Consider the following 18,315-nt stretch of genomic DNA (forward strand, 5'->3'; position numbering starts at 1 on the left):
TAGTCCCGGAGTATCGGCCAATGGATGCGAGCGGGCCAGCGGCATGCGCCGTTCCCGGATCGCGAGCTGACGAGCCTCGTCCGCCGCGCCGGAAGAGCCTGTTCAAGCCGCCATCGTCATTCCGGTTTGGCCAGCCATTCGGCTGTGGAAGCCGCCGGATTGACGGCTCTTCAATCCTGCGAGGCCTCTCGCATCACCTGGGTCACCGCATCGGCGACGACTTGTGGCTGATCGAGCTGGATGTCGTGCGATGAGGATGGCACCAGCCTCAGTTCGCCACGTTTCGACGTGGCGACGATCGCCTCCTGGGTCTTGTCGCGCGCAGCTTCCAGCATTTTCCGATCGGAATCGTTCGCCGGCATGTCTGCGTAGGTGTTCGCCGCCTTCAGCACGATCAAGGGCAGCGAACCGTGCGATTCCTTCGGCGATACCGGCTGCCTGAAGACGCTGACGTTTTCCTGCAACTCGGAGATCAGGGTGCGCCAGTAGACCGGGCGCAGCTTGTAATTGCGCATTGCGGCGTTAACAGCTGGGCTTGCCCAGCTGGTGGGGCCGCCCAGGCAGTGTTCCAGTGCCGGTGGCGGCGTGGCCAGCGTGCCGTCCACGGCGCCCTTCAGACATTGTGCGAGAAAGGCGAATCGTCGGGTGGCCAAGTCGTCGTCCGCCTTGACCCACGCCGGCGAGAACGCAGCGATGTGCTGGGCTGGCGGATCGAGCAGGACCATGCCGCTGACATCGGCGGGATTCAACTCGGCATAACGTCGGACGATATTGCTGCCCAGTGAATGCCCGACCAGGATCACCGGCGTGCTGATGCCGGCCGCATGGATCAATGCGTGGAGGTCGGCAACATCGGCGTCGAGGCCACGCGGCAACGGACCTTCATCGCTGAATCCGTAGCCGGCGCGGTCGTAGGAGCACACCCTGACCAAGGGGGCCAGCAGTGGTTGCAGCCGGAACCAGGTCACCGAGTCGGCATGCGCTCCGGCCTCCAGCAAGACGGTTTGCGATCCATGGCCGGAGCAGCGCAGGTTGAGCTGCCTGTTGCCGCCGATGGAAACCAGGTTTCCCGCCCGCGCATAGCTGTCCGGCGTCCGCTCCGGCTGGGCGGTGGCCGCTGCCTGCGAGACCGTGGCGGTCGTCAACGACAACGCCATTCCTGTGGCGAGCCTTTTCCACAATGATTTTCGATTCACGAGATCACTCCCTCCCTAGACGGGTCATCGCTTGATGGTTCGCGTGGATGGTTGGAGCTTGCGTGCCGGGCGCAAGTTCCCGTCGACCGGCATGGTTCGCACCGCCTCGCCCATATCGGCATACTGGCCTCCGACTCCCGGGCCGTCGGGGAGTGCCGTCGAAAAGGTGTCGAGATGCGCCTGGTTCGTCGGCGGCGGCGCGAGGGCACGAAATGGGAAGGCAGCGGATTGCCGACGATGTGCGGCGACCCGCTCATGGTCATGTCATCGGCAGCGGGGCGGGATCTGCGAATGAAACATCTATTTCTGTCGTTCCATGGACGCATGTCGCGTTCGAGCTTCTGGTTGTGCGCGCTGTTGGCATGGGCGGTTTTCGTCACCTTGTTCGTCGGGATTGACGGCATGTTCGGGCACCGCACTACGCTGCTGCTCTACCCACCGTTCTTCTGGGTCCTGCTCGCACTGATGACCAAGCGCCTGCATGATCGCAACAAGCGCGGCGCGTGGATCCTTCTGGTGGCGATACCGATCTTCGGACCGCTGGTGTTGATCACGGAACTGGGCTTTCTGCGTGGAAGCATGGGCGACAATCGTTTTGGCGCCGACCCGGTGGAATCCTTTCCTGACTATCAGACGGTCAAGTGAAGAAGATGACGCCCATGACCGAATCCCGGCAGATCATCAACGATGTCACCGGCCTCAATCCCGTGCCGGTCTGGGCGGTGGTCACACCTACCAGCATCGAGGAAGTGCAGTCGGCGATCCGGCGCACCACCGGCCCCATCTGCATCGGTGGTGGCCGCTTCAGCATGGGTGGGCAGATTGCTAGCCCCGGCAGTCTGCACATCGACATGCGCAAGATGTGCGGCGTGGTGAGCTTCTCGCTGATGCAGCGCACGGTGCGCGTCCAGGCCGGTGCGCGCTGGTGCGATCTGCAGCGCTTTCTGGATCCGCATGACCTGTCGATCAAGATCATGCAGAGCTATGCCAATTTCACCGTGGGCGGTTCGCTCAGCGTCAACGTGCACGGCCGCTACGTGGGACAGGGGCCGTTGATTCTGGCGGTGCGCAGCATCACGATCGTGCTGGCTGGCGGCGAGTGCGTGCACGCCTCGCCTGCCGACAATGCGGAAATCTTTTACGGCGCCATCGGCGGCTATGGCGGACTCGGTGTGATCGTCGAGGCGGAGCTCGACCTGGCGCAGAACACACGCGTGGAGCGGGTGGCGCAGAAGCTGCCGGCACATCATTATCTCGGCCATTTCAACGAGCACGTGCGCAACGCGCCCGGGACGGTATTCCACAACGCGGACCTCTATCCGCCGCAGTTCAAGCGCGCGCGCTCGGTGAGCTGGGTGGAGACCGGCAACCCGGTCACCGTGCCGTTCCGGCTGGTGCAGACGCGGACCGCCTATCCGTTGCAGAGCTACTTCATCTGGGCCGTTTCCGAGACGCCGCTGGGCAAGTGGCGCAAGGAGTTCCTGATCGATCCGCTGCTGTACCTGCGCAAGCCGGTGCACTGGCGCAACTACGAGGCCGGTGCCGATGTCGCCGAGCTGGAACCACGCTCGCGCAGGTTCCGGACCTTCGTGCTGCAGGAATACTTCGTGCCGGTCGAGCGCTACGAGGCTTTCGTGGCAGCGATGGCCGAGATCCTCTGCCGGCACCGGGTCAACGCGCTCAACGTCTCGGTGCGCCATGCGATGCCCGACCCCGGTTCGCTGCTGGCCTGGGCGCGCGGGGAAAGCTTCGCTTTCGTGCTGTACTACAAGCAACGCACCCGCGCCAATGCGAAGAATCGGGTGGCCGTGTGGACGCGCGAGCTGATTGATGCCGCGATCCGCTGCAACGGCAGCTACTACCTGCCGTACCAGGTGCATGCGACGCCTGAGCAATTCCATCGAGCCTATCCACGGGCGCAGGATTTCTTCGCGCTCAAGCGCAGGCTCGATCCCGATTTCCGTTGGCGTAACGTGATCTGGGATACCTACTACGCACCGACCCTCATGGAGGAGACACCCATGGCGCCGCCGCCCGGCGGCGAGTTCCATCGCGTGTTTGGCGATGTCGGCTACCACGACGGGTTCTACCGCTTCCTGCAGAACGTGTACCACCTCTATCCGGAGGACCGCTTCCACGCGCTGATCAGGCAGGCCTGCGTCGAGCACGGCACGGACGAAGCGGTCTACCGCGCCATACAGCGCGGCTTGCCGGGCATCAAGCCGGTGCTGTCCGAACTGACGTTCGCGGTGCCCGCCCTGCTCAAGCAGAAGCGCGAAATGGCCCGGCAGACGCTGCAACTGCTGGGGCCGCGCCGCGAGATCGACGGCTACGCCGAGATCGGCACCACCGGGCGCTACATCAGCCAGCTGCGCAAGCAGGCAAACGTGCATGGCGATGTCGTGCTGATCAACGACGTCGCGCCGACGATGTCGCCGGTGGACATTCTGGAACGCGGTGGCATCCGCGCACTGGGGCGTTTCGTGCCGATGAACGACTACGCACCGATTCCGGACGAGTCCGTGGCCGATGCCAGCCTGGATGTGGTGACCTGCTACATCGGGCTGCACCATGCGCCGCCGCAGGCGCTCCCCGCGTTCATCCGGTCGATCTGGCGGGTGTTGCGGCCGGGCGGTGTGTTCATCCTGCGCGACCACGACGTCACCTCGGCAGCGATGGATGACTTCGTCTCTCTCGCGCATACGGTCTTCAATGCGGGGCTGGGGCTGGCCTGGGAAGCAAACCAGGCCGAGCCGAGGTATTTCGAATCGGTCGCCACATGGGTCGAACGTCTCACCTGCGAGGGGTTTGTCGACAGCGGCGAGCGTCTGCTGCAGGCCAATGATCCCTCGGACAATGTGCTGATGGCGTTCACCAAGCCCGCCCGTGAGGTCACGCCATGAAGCCGGGGTGCATGCCGCCGTGGATCAAGGTCGTCGTTGCGGGCTTGGGACTATGGATGCTGGCGCTCGGCGTCTGTGCCATGCCAGGCGCGCCTGGCGACGTGACGCCGCCGGAGCATCGGCGCGGGGCCGAGCAAACCTTTCTGACCTACCCCGAATGGTTCCTGGTGTTCAGCCCGGCCGAGTACGCCGACTTCGTCCGCGATCACGATCCCAGCGACTTCCCCTTCCTCGGGCATATCGGCGAGTTCTGGCAAGCCTACGGCGCGGTTTATCGCGCGACGCGCGACCGTTATCCGATGAACTGGGGCTATCACGCGATGATCATGGTCATCGGCACCAGCACCACGGTCGAGTACGGGATCCGTTCGGCCTACGAGACCCTGGTGGGCCGGCTGACCGAGCTGACGCGCACCCACGGCCCCGCTGAGGAGGATCGTTACGCCGCACGCGTGGCGCAGGAGTACGTCGACTTCATCCGCGTCGAGCCCTGGTACAAGTTCGATTTCGCGGGAAAGCTGAAGGGCCTGTGGGTGGACACCGCGCTCTGGGGTCCCGACGCCTTGCGCAAGTGGGAGCGCAAGTACGCATTGACGACGGAGTACGGAGTAAAGGCCGGTTACGGCTGGCTGATCGGCAAGCTCACCGCCGAAGCCTACGACGCGCCGCTCCCGGTCACCGCCGTGATGCTGGATCGCATGCCACGGGACGACCGTCGCGCGATGCCCCGGTTGCAGGTGCTGGCGAGGGAAGCCGACGGTAGCGTGCTCGCCACGGTACCGCGTTACCAGGCCTTCACCGACTATGCGCTTGTCCTCGCGAATCAGGGCGTGCGGGTCACCGAAGTGGCCGGCAACCGGGGGCCGATCCTGGTCAGTCTGATCGTGCCGACGTCGTGGTCGCCCCATGTTTCGCTGGGCAGTGTGCTGTTCACCCAGCCGGTTCTGACGCGGCCAGGTCGCCGTCGCCTGGTGCTGACGCCGCCGGTGGGCTCATTGACGGCCTTGCTTCGCGCTGCGCAGGATGCCGGACTGCTCGTCGAGCACATCTACGACTACTAGTGCCGGAGCGGTTCACCCGGCAAGCGGCCAGGCTGCGGAATAAAAAATGTCAACTATCAAGCTTTTCGCGCGCATCACGCGAAGCTTGAAACCTTTGGTAGCACAATAGGTTAGCTCGACTTCTGACCGCCTTCGGAGACTGAGGCGTGGTTAGCTGGGAGCTACATAGAAGCGTTGACAAAGAAAGCCAAGGCGAACTGTAGGGGCAGCTTGCCGGCAAACGGCAGGCTTGCTCAATCATGAGTAGCTCACCCTCCATCCTGTCCAGAACGAAGAACGTATGGCGTTTGGCTGTGTGACGAAACCTTCGGCAAAGATGGAATGTGAGGTGTTCGAGGGAGTAATGCCAACCAGGTTTCAGGGGACGTGACCGTGTTCGTGCTCTGCTTCTTGAGCTTTCATGGCTCGCGCGATGGCCAGGAAGTCCGCTTGGTTGATTCCGAAGTCCCGCGATCACTGAACATTTCGCTGTAAGTTCGGGGGCTAAATACGCCGTGGTATGGCCTCCGCAAAAAAGTCGGTGACCCGTCGCACACGCGCCGGTACAAACCGGCGTCTCGGCCAGACGAGGCTTATGTCTCTGGCGTCGCCTATAAATTCGTCGAGAACGGTGATGACGTCTGGATGCCGGAGATCATCGGCAAGAGAGATCTTGGCAAACCGGCCGATTCCCACGCCAGCTAGAACACCAGCCCTGATCGTTTCGACACTGTTGGACGTGAGATTTCCGCGGACGGACACGCTAACCAGACCTTCTGGTCCTACAAAAGACCAATGCGTTGACTCCGCCGAGCCGCGATATAGAAGGCAATTGTGATCGACGAGTTCGGTGGGATTCTTTGGCATTCCGCGTTGCTCGAAGTAGCGACGGGATCCAACGCATACGAGGGGCGTGCTGGCCACGCGTCTGGCAATCGCGTCGGGATCGTTGACGGGCCCCACCCGGATCGCCAGATCAATTCCATCTTCCACCATGTCTCGCACGAAGTCCGAGAGAATGAGATCGACCTGAAGGCCAGGGTTGAGCGATAACAGGTCGGGGATAAGCGGCAAAATATGAAGACGGCCGAAAGTACCTGATGCAGCGATCCTGATCAGACCCGAGACATTGTGCGTGCTGCTGGTCAGTTCGCTGTCGGCGTCATCCATCTCGTCAAGCAGCGGTTTTGCCCGGTCGTAGTATCTCTGTCCTTGATCCGTCAGGGTCACGCTGCGCGTACTTCGGTTAAATAACGCCACCCCGAGGCGTCTCTCGAGCGCGCCGATAGCCTTGCTGATGGCCGACTGTGAGTCGCCGGTTCGACGTGCGGCGGCGGTAAAACCGCCTGCTTCAACCACGGCTATGAAGGCGTTCAATTCGTGGAATCGATCCATATTAATTCCTCCTTGGAATTAATGTTATGGCAATTCAAGCCATTATCAGTGGTTCCGACATCACCCACAATCCAGCTTTCTCCACATGTTGAAGGACTGGTGTCATGAATATCGATCTCACTGGACGCAAGGCCGTCGTTACCGGGTCAACGGCGGGTATCGGCCGAGCCATTGCAGAAGGGTTGGGGCGCGCAGGCGCCGCGGTCGTGATCAACGGCCGCACAGAGAAGCGCGTCTCCACGGCGCTTCGGGAGCTTCGCGAACTCTTGCCAAAGACGGAGTTTGCCGGCGTCATCGCCGATCTTGCGACCCCGGAAGGCGCGGCGGAGTTGTTCGCTCAGGCGCCGGATGCGGACATTCTCGTCAACAATGTGGGTACTGGGCGTCCGAAGTCCTTCTTCGAAATTGAGGACAGCGAGTGGATCGATCTCTTCGAACTTAACGTCATGAGCGGCATTCGCGCCTCCCGCCACTATGTGCCGAACATGACGAAGCGCGGCTGGGGGCGCGTCGTCTTCATCAGCAGCGAGTCCGCGCTTGCCATCCCCAAGGACATGATCGACTACGCCACGACCAAGACCGCCCAACTCGCCATTGCGAGGGGCTTGGCCGAGGTGGTCGGCGGAACGGGCGTCACCGTTAATTCGGTTCTTCCGGGTCCGACGAATTCGGAGATCATGGGTGGTTGGGCGCAGGCGAACGCAGATGCGCAAGGCATTACGCGTGAGGAAGCCGAGCAGCAGTTCCTGAAAACGCATCGCCCGACCACGCTCCTCAATCGCTTCGCGACAACCGAAGAAGTCGCAAACCTGGTCGTCTATGTCTGCTCGGAGCAGGCGTCGGCGACAACAGGCACTTCCTTGCGTGTCGACGGCGGTGTCGTTCGGACAATTGCATAGGGCGCACGCTTTTTCACTCGCTCATCCCGGAGTTCGACGGCCTGCGCCTGGGATTGTGCCGCATCGACAACGGACTTGGTGAGTTCGATCTTAGCCATGACGACTCCTCGGAAAGACCCGATTCCCAGGAGCCTGATAGGGGCCAAGAGCAGGAAAGCCAGGTCGAGTTTCGGAAAGCACCGACATAGATTGAACTCATCTAAGTTATTGATAAATCTTCTGTATTTTGCTTTGTCGTAGTCCAGCAAAGTACGGTGCTGGAGTCATCCTGAAATAAAAAAGCCCGGAGATTGTTCTCCGGGCCTTTTTATTCCGCAGCCTGCCGCAAGGCTGACGCTGACGTGAAAACAAAACTTACCGCGCCTCCTTCTCCATCAGCTTCTCGACCATGCTGGCCGGCACTTCCTCGTAATGATCGAAGATCATCGAGAAGTTGCCGCGGCCGCTGGTGGCCGAACGCAGGAAGTTGATGTAGCCGAACATCTCGGACAGCGGCACGAAACCCTGCACGAAGGCCGACGTACCCTTCTGGCCCTGGTCGGAGATGCTGCCGCGGCGGCGGTTGATGTCGCCGATGACGTCGCCGAGATAGGTGGCCTCGGTGACCACTTCCAGGCTCATGATCGGTTCCAGCAGCTTGGGCTTGGACAGCTTCTGCGCTTCGCGGAAGCAGGCGCGGCCAGCGATCTCGAAGGCCAGTGCCGAGGAGTCGACGTCGTGGTACTTGCCGTCGATCAGGCGCGCCTTGAAATCCACCACTTCGTAACCGGCGATCTGACCTTGCAGCGATTCAACCTTGATCGCGTGCTCGACTGCCGGGATGTATTCGCGCGGCACGCGGCCACCGACGACCTCATCGGAGAACACCACGCCGCTGCCGGATTCGCCCGGCTCGAAGATCATCTTCACTTCGGCGAACTGGCCCGAACCGCCGGACTGCTTCTTGTGCGTGTAGGTGTGCTCGACGGTCTGGCCGAAGGCTTCGCGGAAGCTGACCTTGGGCTTGCCCATGTTGGCTTCCACGCCCAGCTCGGTGCGCATGCGGTCGATGGTGATTTCCAGGTGCAGCTCGCCCATGCCCTTGAGCACGGTCTGGCCGGTTTCCTGGTCCACTTCCATGCGCAGCGACGGATCGGCCTTGACCATCTTGTAGAGCGCGGTCGACATCTTGTCGACGTCGCCGCGGGTCTTCGGCTCGACCGAGACGCTGATCACCGGGTCGGGGAAGCGCATGCGCTCCAGCAGGGCGGGATGCGCCGGATCGGACAGCGAATCGCCTGTCTCGGTGTCCTTCATCGAGACGAACGCGCAGATGTCGCCTGCGCGCACCTCGTCGATTTCCTTGGTCGCGTTGGCCTGCACTTCCACGATGCGGCCCACGCGCTCCTTCTTGCCGCGGGTGACGTTCTGCAGCGTGTCGCCCTTCTTGATGACGCCCGAATAGATGCGGCAGAAGGTCAGCGTGCCGAACTGGTCGTTGATGACCTTGAACGCCAGCGCGCGCGCCGGTGCGTCGTCGCGCACTTCCTGCTCGCCGATGACATTGCCGTCCTCATCGACGATCGAGATGCCGCCGTTCTCGCCCGGGTACGGCATGTAGTCGACCACGGCGTCGAGCAGCTGCTGCACGCCCTTGTTCTTGTACGACGAGCCGCAGAACACCGGCACCAGCTTGCCGGTGACGCAGCCCTTGCGGATGCATTCCTTCAGCTTCGCCGGATCGTGCTCGCCGGTCTCGATCAGATGCCCGAAAGCGTCGTCGTCCATCGCCAGCGCGGTCTCCAGCATTTCCTCGCGCAGCTTCGGCAGCTGGTCGATCCAGTCGTTGTCGACGGTGGAACCGAACTTAAGACGGTTCCTCGCTTCCTCGAAAGACACGGTTTCCCAGGTGCTGTCCTTGTCGTCCGACGCCCAGATGTAGGCCACGTTGGCGACCAGGTCGGCCATGCCGCAGAACTCGTCGCTGCTACCCAGCGGAACCTGGCACAGCAGGGCCGGCGCATTCAGGCGCTCGCGGATGCCCTTCACGCAATGCGCGAAGCTGGCGCCGATGCGGTCCATCTTGTTGATGTAGCACACGCGCGGCACGTTGTACTGGTCGGCCAGGCGCCAGTTGGTTTCGGTCTGCGGTTCCACGCCGGCCACGCCGTCGAACACTACCACCGCGCCGTCGAGCACGCGCAGCGAACGGTTCACCTCGATGGTGAAGTCCACGTGTCCCGGGGTGTCGATCACGTTGATCTGGTGACCCTTCCACTCGGCCGTCACCGCCGCCGACTGGATGGTGATGCCGCGCTTGCGCTCCTGCTCCATGTAGTCGGTGGTGGTCGAGCCCTTGCCATCCTTGGTGTCGTGCACGTCGACGATCTGGTGCTTCTTGCCGGTGTAATACAGCACGCGCTCGGTGGTCGTGGTCTTGCCTGCATCGATGTGCGCGATGATGCCGATGTTGCGGTAGAGGTTCAGGGGTTTTTGACGGGCCACAGTCTGGATTCCGGAAAGTTGTTGTGTGGGGCAAGCGTGAGGAGGACAGCGACATGCTGTCCGTGAAGGTGCTTTTCAATGTGCCAGCGACCGGGAACGGAATGACGCCAGTCCTGGCAGGCAGGGCGCGAGAGGCACGACACGATAACCGATGGGGCCGCCACACTCACGTGATTGGCTCGGATGATGGGCCGCGGATACGCGTCATCGGCTTGCACAGCCTTCGACATGGCCATCGCCGGTCTCGCGCTGATGCCTCGTTTCCCCAGGGCGGCTTTCGCAGCGGGATCGACCCTCCGGGCGTTGCGCCCGGTTTCCGGGTGGTCGGTGCCCGGCTCAGCCCGGATCGGCGTTGAAGTGGGTGTCGTTCCAGGCCGGGCTGCCCAGCTGGCTCAGCAGGATGGCGGTGCGCACGGTGAAGTTGTTCCAGCTCGGCAGTGCGGCAATCTCCAGCCAGTCGGCCCACTCGGGTTCCGTGGACTGCCGGGCCCGGTCCGAAGCCTGCTTCCGGCCGGCAACGATCGCATCCCTCACCTCGGGCATGATCCCGAGGAAGTGGCGCAGCGTGGCTTTCTCGGCTTCGGAGAGGCGGCTTTCCGGTGATTCGACCAGCCACATGCAGGCCATTTCCATTTCCCACTCGTACTCGGAGGCCAGGAACCAGGTGAACGCATCGCCTTCCGCCCTGCCGGAGGCGATGGCGCTGGCGTGTTCGTGAAACGTCCGCAAGGTGGATGCAAAGCGGTCCGCTGCCTTGTGCGGGATCTCTGTATTCGCCAGCATGTGCCAACCCTCCGCAGAATGCGCCGAATGACGCGACGGCATGGATATGCCTCGGGGTGCACCCACCCGCTGCCCTGTCCAATGAAAGTTCGAGCAAGAGCGATGCCAGCTGCCCGGCATATTGCGCCGGATGCCCAACTTGCCGGCTGAAATGGTGAGACTGCAGGGCTTATCCGGCCATCGCCGATCGGAGTCCGGTCGAGTCGTCCATCCGCACAGGGGCGTCATGCGGACTCGTGGCGTCACATTCTGCCGGAAGATGACGTCAGTCCATGTTGCCGAAATTCAACATAAACCTCATAAATGCGCCGAGGGGTTCGCTCGGATGCGCGATCTGGATCTCCAGGATCCACGGCCCGCTGGATGGGGATCCATCCAGATCACCGAGGTCACCGGGTTTTTTTCGCAGGCGTACCGCGTCTGGGTTTCGTCTTGTCGTGGATAGGCCGCGAAAAGCAGCCGATGACGACGGTGCGATCAGACACCATCAGTGCGTAGCAGATCGCAAAGAGTCCGGCGCTGCATGAAATCATGCCCGGGCAAGGCGACTGGTTACAGCTCGCCCATGCGAAAGATCAGGTGGCAAGCAGGTCGGTCAGAGCCTCGGTCAACTGCCTTGTGTCGTAGGGCTTCTGCAAGGTCTTTTCGTTGCGCCAGACTTCGGGCAGGTCCCCCTCGCCGTAACCGGAGGAAAATACAAATGGAATGCCGCGACGACGCAGCACCATGGCCACGGGGTAACTGGCTTCGCCGGCCAGGTTGATGTCGAGAATGGCCAGGTCGATCGGCGCAGACTCGGCCAGCTCCAGGCATTTGGCCAGGCGCGCAGCCTTGAGCACGCGGTAGCCCGAGGCATTCAGGCGATCCTCCAGCATCATCGCCAGCATCATCTCGTCTTCGGCGAGCAGGATGCAGGGCAGGTTGCTGTCTGTGGTCATCAGGAAACTACCTCGAGTGGTACATCGATGGTGCAGGTCACACCGCTGGGGGGAAATGCGAGCGTCACCTCACCATCCAGTTCATACGGCACGCCTTCATCGATCAGGCGTGAACCGAAGCCACGGTGTGTGGGTGGCTTGACGGCCGGGCCGCCGGTTTCCGTCCACTGCAGCAGCAACCATGGACGTTGCCCCTTCATGCGTATCGACCAGGTGACGGTCACCAGACCTTCGGGCACCGACAGCGAGCCGTACTTGCCGGCGTTGGTGGCCAGTTCGTGCAAGGCCATGCTCAGCGCCAGCGCCGGCTTGGGCAACAGGTGGATGTCTTCACCGTGCAGATGCACGCGTGCGTCGTCCCCGCGTGCGTCGCTGTCATGTCGGTAGGGCGCCAGTTCATTGTTGATCATTCCAGCCAGCGACGCGCCGAGCCATGCATCCTGTGCCAGCAGGTTGTGCGTGTGCGACAGCGCCAGCAGCCGCGACAGGAAGCTTTCCGTGAAAGTGGGCAGATCCGGCGCGTTGACGATGGTCTGCTGGGCAATTGCCTGCACCGTGGCGAGGGTGTTCTTCACCCGATGGTTGAGTTCGGCCATCATCATTTCCGTGTGCCGTTCCGCGCGCATGCGCTCGGTCACATCGCGTGCGATCAGCTTGCCGGCGAACATCATGCCGTCCTGGTCGCATACCGGCGAGTAGCTGATCGCCAGCGGTACCGACGTACCGTCCGGCCGCACCCAGGTCATGTCGAACTCGGCCAGCCGTGTCGGCCGCTCGTGGCTGATGAAAAACTTCCTGGTTTCCTCGGAAGGTTCCGGCGGCAGCAACATGTTCAACGGCTGGCCGACCGCCTGCTCGGCCGACAGCCCGAAGATGCGTTCGGCGCTGGCGTTCCAGCTGCTGATCCGTTCGTCCAGCGAAAAGCCGAAGATCGCGTCGCGCGAGGAGTTCACGATCGCCGCCAGTCGGGCGTGCTCGCTGTTCAGCTGCTGGCTCTCGGTGATGTCGACGAAGGTCAGCACCACCCCGTCGACGACATTGTCGACCGTCAGGTAGGGGCGCATGCGCAACAGGAAGGTCGGCGCCTCGTCGACGCCGCGCAACATGCGTTCGGTCACCGCCAGGTCGTGCAGCACCTGCGCCACGTCGCTTTTCAGTTCCGGATAGTTGATGCGCGGCGAGATCTCGGTGATCGGGCGCCCTTTGTCGCCGTCACGCAGGTGGAACAGCTCGGTCATCATCGGCGTGTAGCTGCGGATGCGCAGCTCGCGGTCGAGGAAGATCGTTGCGATGTGCGTGCTGTCGAGCAGGTTACGGATGTCGTTGTTGAGCCGGTTCAGCGCCTCGTTCTTGCTGTTGAGCTCGGCGTTGACGGTCTGCAGCTCCTCGTTGATCGATTGCATCTCCTCGGTCGAGGTTTCCAGCTCCTCATTGGCGGACTGCAGTTCCTCGTTGACCGACTGGTATTCCTCGTTCGCCGATTTCAGTTCTTCGCTGGCCGTTTCGTGCAGGTCGACGGCGGCATGCAATTGCATGCGCGTGCCGCGCAATTCGTCCTCCAGTGCCTGGATGCGCGTGAGCTCGCTGCCGGGGTTACCATCCGCCGTCGGCTCGGTCGAGTGCGGCGCAGGTTCGAGCTCATGAAAGGCAACCACGCACATCTCGACCTTGCCGTCATCACGGAGCTCATCCTGGCCCAGCGGCTCCACGATCAGCCGCAACGATCGCTTATGTCCATTGAGCAGGAGAGTCAGCCCATCGTGGATCACCTGCTTGCCGCTGGCAAAGGCCTGCAGCGCTGCCGCGCGCACGGCGCCGCGCAACGGCTTGTCGAGCAGCTGGAACAGGTTGAGGCTGGCCGCGCCGGTCGATGGTGCCAGGTAACGCCCCGTGTCACCGCCGAAGCGCAGCACGTCGTGACTGGCGTTGATCACCACATAGGCCGGCGACCACGGCTCCAGCGCCTGGCGCGCCTGCTGAGCGATCGGATCTTCCACATGTCGCGGCGTGGGATGCTCGGTACTGCTGAAGTGGCGCGGATGCATGCTGACGAAATCTCGTGGGCGTGTATGTGCGTCATCGCGGCGCACGTACAGCCGCTGCTTCTTGTCCAGCTCGGTGAACAGGCGCGCGTTCCGTGCCAATCGTTCCGACGGACCAAGCAGCAAGAAGCCGCCGGGTCGCAGCGCATAGTGGAACGACTGCACCAGCCGCTCCTGCAGATCGTTGTTGAGATAGATCAGCAAATTGCGGCAGGAGACCAGGTCCATCCGCGAGAACGGCGGATCCTTGATCACGCTGTGCGGCGAGAAGATGCACATCTCGCGGATCTGCTTGACCACGCAATAGTCCTCGCGATCCTGGGTGAACCAGCGCTCGAGGCGCTCGGGCGAAATGCCGTTCAGCGGTGCCCGGTAACGGCCGGCGCGGGCGCGGTCGATCGCCTGATCGTCGATGTCGGTGGCGAAGATCTTCACTTTCAGGCCGCGCTGCGAGCCCATCGCCTCGCGCAGCAGGATGGCGATGGAGTAGGCCTCCTCGCCGGTGGCGCAGCCGGGAACCCAGACCCGCAGTACATCGTCGCTGGTCTTGCCCGCCAGCAGCGATGGGATCGCGATGTTGCGCAGTGCGTCGAACGCGATCGGGTCGCGGAAGAACTCGGTCACTCCGATCAGGAACTCGCGGAACAACAGCTCGTGTTCGTTCGGATGCCCGCGCAGGTGCTCGATGTAATCCATCACCGTCTCGGCCTGCACTACGAGCATGCGCCGTTGGATCCGCCGCATCAGGGTCTTTTCCTTGTACTGGCTGAAGTCGTGGCCGACTTCGGCGTGCAGCAGTCCGCAGATGGTTTTCAGGTGCGCCGCCACGTCGCCGCGAACACCGTCGGCTCCCTTCTTCTGCTGCGCGGCATGCATCTGCTTCTGATAGGCGAGCAGCCGTGCCGGCATGTCGGATACCGGCATGACGGCGTCAACCAGCCCGGTAGCCACCGCATTGGCGGGCATGCCGATCATCGCTTCGTGGTCGAAACCGGATTGCGCCAGCGCCAGTCCGCCGTGATCCTTCACCGCACGCAGTCCCTGCGCACCATCACTGCCGGTGCCGGCCAGCACCACGCACACCGCGCAATCGCCCTGATCCTCGGCCAGCGACGTGAAGAACGTATTGATCGGCCAGCGATGCTCGCGCGGCGGCGCGGGCTTGCTCACCTGCAGCACGCCGTCGGCAATGGTCAGGGTGGCGTTCGGCGGAATCACATAGACGTGCCGCGCCTCGACACGCATGCCGTGGGTCGCTTCGAGCACCGGCATGGTGGTGCTGCGACCGATCAGTTCGGCCAGCAGGCTGTTGTGATCGGGCGCCAGATGCTGCACCAGCACGAAGGCCAGTTCGACATTCGCCGGCATGTGCGTGAAGAACGCCTTGAACGCCTCCAGTCCGCCCGCCGAAGCACCGATGCCGACGATCATGGTGCCGGTCGGTGGCGACTTGCGGTTTTTTGCCGTCAGCGCGCCCTTGCCGGCGATCGCGGCGGGAGGGGGTACTGGCTTCAGATACGACGGCATGCGGTACAGCCTGAACTCCAGGCAACGCCTGGGTGAGGCTGCAGCATAGCGCGCATGGCGTTCACCCCGGGTGATTGCAGTGCGGGTGTGCAGCTGTTGTGCGCGCACGGATCAGCGTGTCAGCAGATCCTCGTAGAACGCACCGAACGGCTCGCCCGGATGCGCGATCTGGATTTCCAGGATCCACAGTCCGCTGGATGGCGATGCTTCCAGATCACCGAGGTCACCGCCCTTGTGGATCGCATGCGGAAAGTCGCTGACCCGGTGACCCTTGACCGCGTGGTTGAACCGCCAACCCATCGCCGCGGCACGCTCGCCGGCAAACGCATACAGCGCCTGGCCGCCCAGTCCCTGCGTGCGCCACGCGTCAGCCACTTCGCCGAACAGCGCACGCGCTGCATCCGCGCAAGCCTGTCGCTCCGGTGCGTGACCCACCACAAACGTATCGCCCACATCACCCTCGTGTCCGTCGAATACCAGTCCGAGGTCGATGAAGTAGCTGTCGTTCTCGCCCAGTCGCACGCTGGGGTCCGAGCGCTGTCGATAAGTCTTGGTGGTGTTCGGTCCGATGCGGATCAGCACCGGATGCCACAGTCGCTCGAAGCCGAGTTCGCGGAACACCTCGGTTGCTTCGAGCTTTGCTTCGTCCTCGCTGATACCTGGCTGCATGCGCTCACGGATACCGTGCAGCGCAGCCCAGGTTTTTTCGCGGGCGCGTTGCATCAGGTCGTGATCGAAGCGTTGTCCGACAGCTTCGCGAGAGGGAGTCGTCATGAGTGTCTGTTCGGTCAGGCCAGTTGGACGAGTACCAGTCCGATCGCAGCCGGCAATGCCTGTATCCACAGAATCTTCCGGCCCGCGGTCAATCCGCCGAAGATGCCGGCGACCAATACACATGCGAGGAAGAATGCTTTCACGCCGAGGCCGGCGCTGCCGAGGTAGAGGCCCCAGGCCAGCCCCGCGGCCAGGAAGCCGTTGTAGAGACCCTGGTTGGCGGCGAGTGCTTTCGACTGCTCGGCGAATTCCGCGGTGATGCCAAAGGCGCGACGACCCGCGGGCCTGGTCCACAGGAACATTTCCAGGATCAGGAACCACAGGTGCAGCAGCGCGATGACGGCGATCACGATGTTTGCGGCGATGGACATGGCACTCCCCTTGAGTGGTTGATCGCGGCGTTCCATGGCTGGTCCGCCGTGGCGGCAGTGTCGCAGCCGGACCGGCTCATCGCAAACCTGCAATACGACAGGGGCAGGCTAGGTCAATGCGGGCAGTAGATTGAAATCCGCAATAAAAAACGGATCCATGGAAACCATGAATCCGTTTGCAAGGGCACGGCAAGAAAGCCGTGCCCTTGGTCAATCAGCTTCAGTGCTGCTGGTGGACGATGCTGGTGATCGCGCCGGTGCTTTCGTCCACCAGCAGGTAGTCACCATTGTCACCACGTACCCAATGGGATCCTTCCGTGGGTTCGTTCAAATGCTCGGTCTGCCACTTCTCAACGACATAGTTGTTGCCGCGATATTCGGTAGGTACCACGCCGCCTTCCTTGTACCAGGTGGTGTTGGCGCCGTGGACATGCTGCACGGTCGTGGTGACCGTTTTGGTGGTTTGAACCGTGCCGGCGCTTGGATCGTCGGACTGCGCTGCCATTGCTGCACCGGATGCCAGCAGGGCTGCACACATGGCCAAGACAAGTTTCGTTTTCATGAAATGCGTCCTTTATGGAATGCCAAGCTTGTGGCGGAGCCACAGGTCAAGGACAGCGGCAAATGTCAGCGCACGCACCTGACGGAGGTGAAACCGTACCGAAGGCATGGCTACTGCGGATGCAGCATCGCAAGCCGCAGGCTCTTTGCATGTGAATTTCGCGGCAGTGCGCCGTTCACGCGCGGACGATAGTCGCGCATGCGCTGGATCTTTCCATGGGCGCGTGGAATGCGTGGCTCAGGTCTGCGGGAGCGAGTTGGATTCCAGTATGGATACTGGAGCGTTGGCTGTCACGATGACCGGCCGGCCCAGTTGCCGCAGCCAGCGATAGTGCGACGCGATGCCGGCAGCGAACGTGCGATGCTCGCGATAGGTCACGCCGTATTCGCGGCAGGCGTCTTCCACCACGCGCGCAACCCGCGGGTAGTGCACGTGCGAGATGCGCGGAAACAGGTGGTGCTCCACCTGGAAATTCAGGCCGCCGATCAGCCAGCCGAGGATGCGGTTGCCGCGTGCGAAATCCACCGTGGTTTCCAGCTGATGGATCGCCCATGGCGTATCCATTTGCTGGCCGCCTTCCCTGGGCACGGGAAACGCGGCCTCTTCCACCACATGCGCCATCTGGAACACCAGCGCCAGCAACACGCCGGCGACGGCGGCGGTCACCGTGTAGAACAGCAGCACGGCGCCGATCGAATGGGAGGCCAGCGGCAGTCCGAACGCAAGGATGAAGAACGCCAGCTTGCCGACCACGAACACGGTCAGATCCCAGCCGCGCGGCCGCGCGAACGGACGTTCGCCAACGGTGCCAGTGATCATGTCGCGGAAATCCCCGTACAGATGCCAGCGGATGGCAGTGACGCCGTACAGCACCCACAGGTAGAAGTGCTGCCAGCGATGCCACGGCCGCCGCGGCTGCAGCGGCGACAGGCGTCCCAGCACGCCGAGGTCGATGTCGCTGTCATGGCCGGCAATGTTGACCCAGGTGTGGTGGAAGCGTGCGTGCTTCCACTGCCAGATGTACGAGCTGCCGCCCACGACATCCAGCGTCATCGCCATCAGCCGGTTGATCCAGCGGCGCTCGGAATACGCCTGATGGCCGCCGTCATGCATGATGTTGAAGCCGATCCCGGCGGTCGCGATGCCGAGCACGATGCTCAGCAACAGGCCCTGCCATACGCTTGTCGCAAAGAGCACGAGTGCCACATAGGCGAGCGCGAACACACCCAGAATGATCGCGGTCTTCAAATACATCTGTGCGCTGTCGCGCTGGCGGCCGCCGCTGTGCTTGAACTCGGCGTCGACACGTCGGCGCAGTTCGCGATGGAAAGAGTTGTCACCGCTGAACTTCAGCCGCTCCTCGATGGCATGGCGTGGCAAAGGGGATGCAGCATTGTCCCT

At 62.7% G+C, this 18,315-nt stretch carries 14 protein-coding genes; 4 read left to right on the forward strand and 10 right to left on the reverse strand.

From position 1 onward, the window contains the following. Nucleotides 1–170 precede the first annotated feature (170 nt). Nucleotides 171–1,157, reverse strand: a complete 987-nt coding sequence (locus ACYVKM_RS14680; RefSeq protein WP_460878918.1) for an alpha/beta hydrolase — start codon at nucleotides 1,155–1,157, stop codon at nucleotides 171–173. A 213-nt stretch (nucleotides 1,158–1,370) separates the two neighbouring features. On the opposite strand from ACYVKM_RS14680, the gene ACYVKM_RS14685 reads away from it, so the two are divergent. From ACYVKM_RS14685 to ACYVKM_RS14695, 3 genes are read left to right on the forward strand one after another with little or no spacing between them, the layout of a single operon-like run. Next, nucleotides 1,371–1,841, forward strand: coding sequence for a DUF805 domain-containing protein (locus ACYVKM_RS14685; RefSeq protein ID WP_460878359.1), 471 nt, complete (start codon nucleotides 1,371–1,373; stop codon nucleotides 1,839–1,841). Between the two features lie 14 nt (nucleotides 1,842–1,855). After that, entirely contained in the window at nucleotides 1,856–4,099 is a 2,244-nt protein-coding gene (locus ACYVKM_RS14690; protein ID WP_460878360.1) for an FAD-binding protein, read from the forward strand. Then, on the forward strand, nucleotides 4,096–5,160 hold the full coding sequence (locus ACYVKM_RS14695; protein ID WP_460878361.1) for a hypothetical protein: 1,065 nt from the start codon (nucleotides 4,096–4,098) through the stop codon (nucleotides 5,158–5,160). Before ACYVKM_RS14690 ends, ACYVKM_RS14695 begins: the two co-directional genes overlap by 4 nt. Before the next feature lie 483 nt (nucleotides 5,161–5,643). Here the strand turns inward: ACYVKM_RS14695 and ACYVKM_RS14700 are convergent, their stop codons facing one another. After that, on the reverse strand, nucleotides 5,644–6,534 hold the full coding sequence (locus ACYVKM_RS14700; RefSeq protein ID WP_460878362.1) for a LysR family transcriptional regulator: 891 nt from the start codon (nucleotides 6,532–6,534) through the stop codon (nucleotides 5,644–5,646). A gap of 104 nt (nucleotides 6,535–6,638) precedes the next feature. On the opposite strand from ACYVKM_RS14700, the gene ACYVKM_RS14705 reads away from it, so the two are divergent. After that, nucleotides 6,639–7,433: an SDR family NAD(P)-dependent oxidoreductase gene (locus ACYVKM_RS14705; RefSeq protein ID WP_460878363.1), complete on the forward strand. Its 795-nt coding sequence runs from the start codon at nucleotides 6,639–6,641 to the stop codon at nucleotides 7,431–7,433. A gap of 354 nt (nucleotides 7,434–7,787) precedes the next feature. Here ACYVKM_RS14705 and fusA read toward each other — a convergent pair whose 3' ends face one another. The 8 genes from fusA to ACYVKM_RS14745 form a co-directional block, all read right to left on the reverse strand. Continuing rightward, nucleotides 7,788–9,917, reverse strand: a complete 2,130-nt coding sequence (gene fusA / locus ACYVKM_RS14710; protein ID WP_460878364.1) for an elongation factor G — start codon at nucleotides 9,915–9,917, stop codon at nucleotides 7,788–7,790. Nucleotides 9,918–10,253: 336 nt separating this feature from the next. Then, the gene (locus tag ACYVKM_RS14715) at nucleotides 10,254–10,700 is read right to left on the reverse strand and encodes a hypothetical protein (RefSeq protein ID WP_460878365.1); all 447 of its coding nucleotides are present in this window, start codon (nucleotides 10,698–10,700) and stop codon (nucleotides 10,254–10,256) included. Between the two features lie 575 nt (nucleotides 10,701–11,275). Then, the gene (locus ACYVKM_RS14720) at nucleotides 11,276–11,638 is read right to left on the reverse strand and encodes a response regulator (RefSeq protein WP_460878366.1); all 363 of its coding nucleotides are present in this window, start codon (nucleotides 11,636–11,638) and stop codon (nucleotides 11,276–11,278) included. Further along, the gene (locus ACYVKM_RS14725) at nucleotides 11,638–15,207 is read right to left on the reverse strand and encodes a chemotaxis protein CheB (protein WP_460878367.1); all 3,570 of its coding nucleotides are present in this window, start codon (nucleotides 15,205–15,207) and stop codon (nucleotides 11,638–11,640) included. Before ACYVKM_RS14725 ends, ACYVKM_RS14720 begins: the two co-directional genes overlap by 1 nt. Before the next feature lie 111 nt (nucleotides 15,208–15,318). Beyond that, nucleotides 15,319–15,981 carry a M24 family metallopeptidase gene (locus ACYVKM_RS14730; protein ID WP_460878368.1) on the reverse strand — a complete coding sequence of 221 codons (663 nt, stop codon included), beginning with the start codon at nucleotides 15,979–15,981 and terminating at the stop codon, nucleotides 15,319–15,321. 14 nt (nucleotides 15,982–15,995) lie between these two features. Next, nucleotides 15,996–16,352: a DUF1304 domain-containing protein gene (locus ACYVKM_RS14735; RefSeq protein ID WP_460878369.1), complete on the reverse strand. Its 357-nt coding sequence runs from the start codon at nucleotides 16,350–16,352 to the stop codon at nucleotides 15,996–15,998. Between the two features lie 220 nt (nucleotides 16,353–16,572). Continuing rightward, entirely contained in the window at nucleotides 16,573–16,914 is a 342-nt protein-coding gene (locus ACYVKM_RS14740; protein ID WP_460878370.1) for an RcnB family protein, read from the reverse strand. Between the two features lie 237 nt (nucleotides 16,915–17,151). Then, a complete protein-coding gene (locus ACYVKM_RS14745; protein ID WP_460878371.1) occupies nucleotides 17,152–18,294 on the reverse strand; it encodes a fatty acid desaturase family protein in 1,143 nt (380 codons plus the stop codon). Nucleotides 18,295–18,315: the final 21 nt, after the last annotated feature.

It is taken from the genome of Rhodanobacter koreensis, from assembly GCF_054782855.1.

Coding starts and splice junctions, on each gene's coding strand:
- ACYVKM_RS14735 (WP_460878369.1), bottom strand. CDS start 16,352: ATGTCCATCGCCGCAAACATCGTGATCGCCGTCATCGCGCTGCTGCAC.
- ACYVKM_RS14700 (WP_460878362.1), bottom strand. CDS start 6,534: ATGGATCGATTCCACGAATTGAACGCCTTCATAGCCGTGGTTGAAGCA.
- ACYVKM_RS14740 (WP_460878370.1), bottom strand. CDS start 16,914: ATGAAAACGAAACTTGTCTTGGCCATGTGTGCAGCCCTGCTGGCATCC.
- ACYVKM_RS14730 (WP_460878368.1), bottom strand. CDS start 15,981: ATGACGACTCCCTCTCGCGAAGCTGTCGGACAACGCTTCGATCACGAC.
- ACYVKM_RS14705 (WP_460878363.1), top strand. CDS start 6,639: ATGAATATCGATCTCACTGGACGCAAGGCCGTCGTTACCGGGTCAACG.
- ACYVKM_RS14690 (WP_460878360.1), top strand. CDS start 1,856: ATGACCGAATCCCGGCAGATCATCAACGATGTCACCGGCCTCAATCCC.
- ACYVKM_RS14715 (WP_460878365.1), bottom strand. CDS start 10,700: ATGCTGGCGAATACAGAGATCCCGCACAAGGCAGCGGACCGCTTTGCA.
- ACYVKM_RS14680 (WP_460878918.1), bottom strand. CDS start 1,157: ATGGCGTTGTCGTTGACGACCGCCACGGTCTCGCAGGCAGCGGCCACC.
- ACYVKM_RS14685 (WP_460878359.1), top strand. CDS start 1,371: ATGCGCCTGGTTCGTCGGCGGCGGCGCGAGGGCACGAAATGGGAAGGC.
- ACYVKM_RS14720 (WP_460878366.1), bottom strand. CDS start 11,638: ATGACCACAGACAGCAACCTGCCCTGCATCCTGCTCGCCGAAGACGAG.
- ACYVKM_RS14725 (WP_460878367.1), bottom strand. CDS start 15,207: ATGCCGTCGTATCTGAAGCCAGTACCCCCTCCCGCCGCGATCGCCGGC.
- ACYVKM_RS14695 (WP_460878361.1), top strand. CDS start 4,096: ATGAAGCCGGGGTGCATGCCGCCGTGGATCAAGGTCGTCGTTGCGGGC.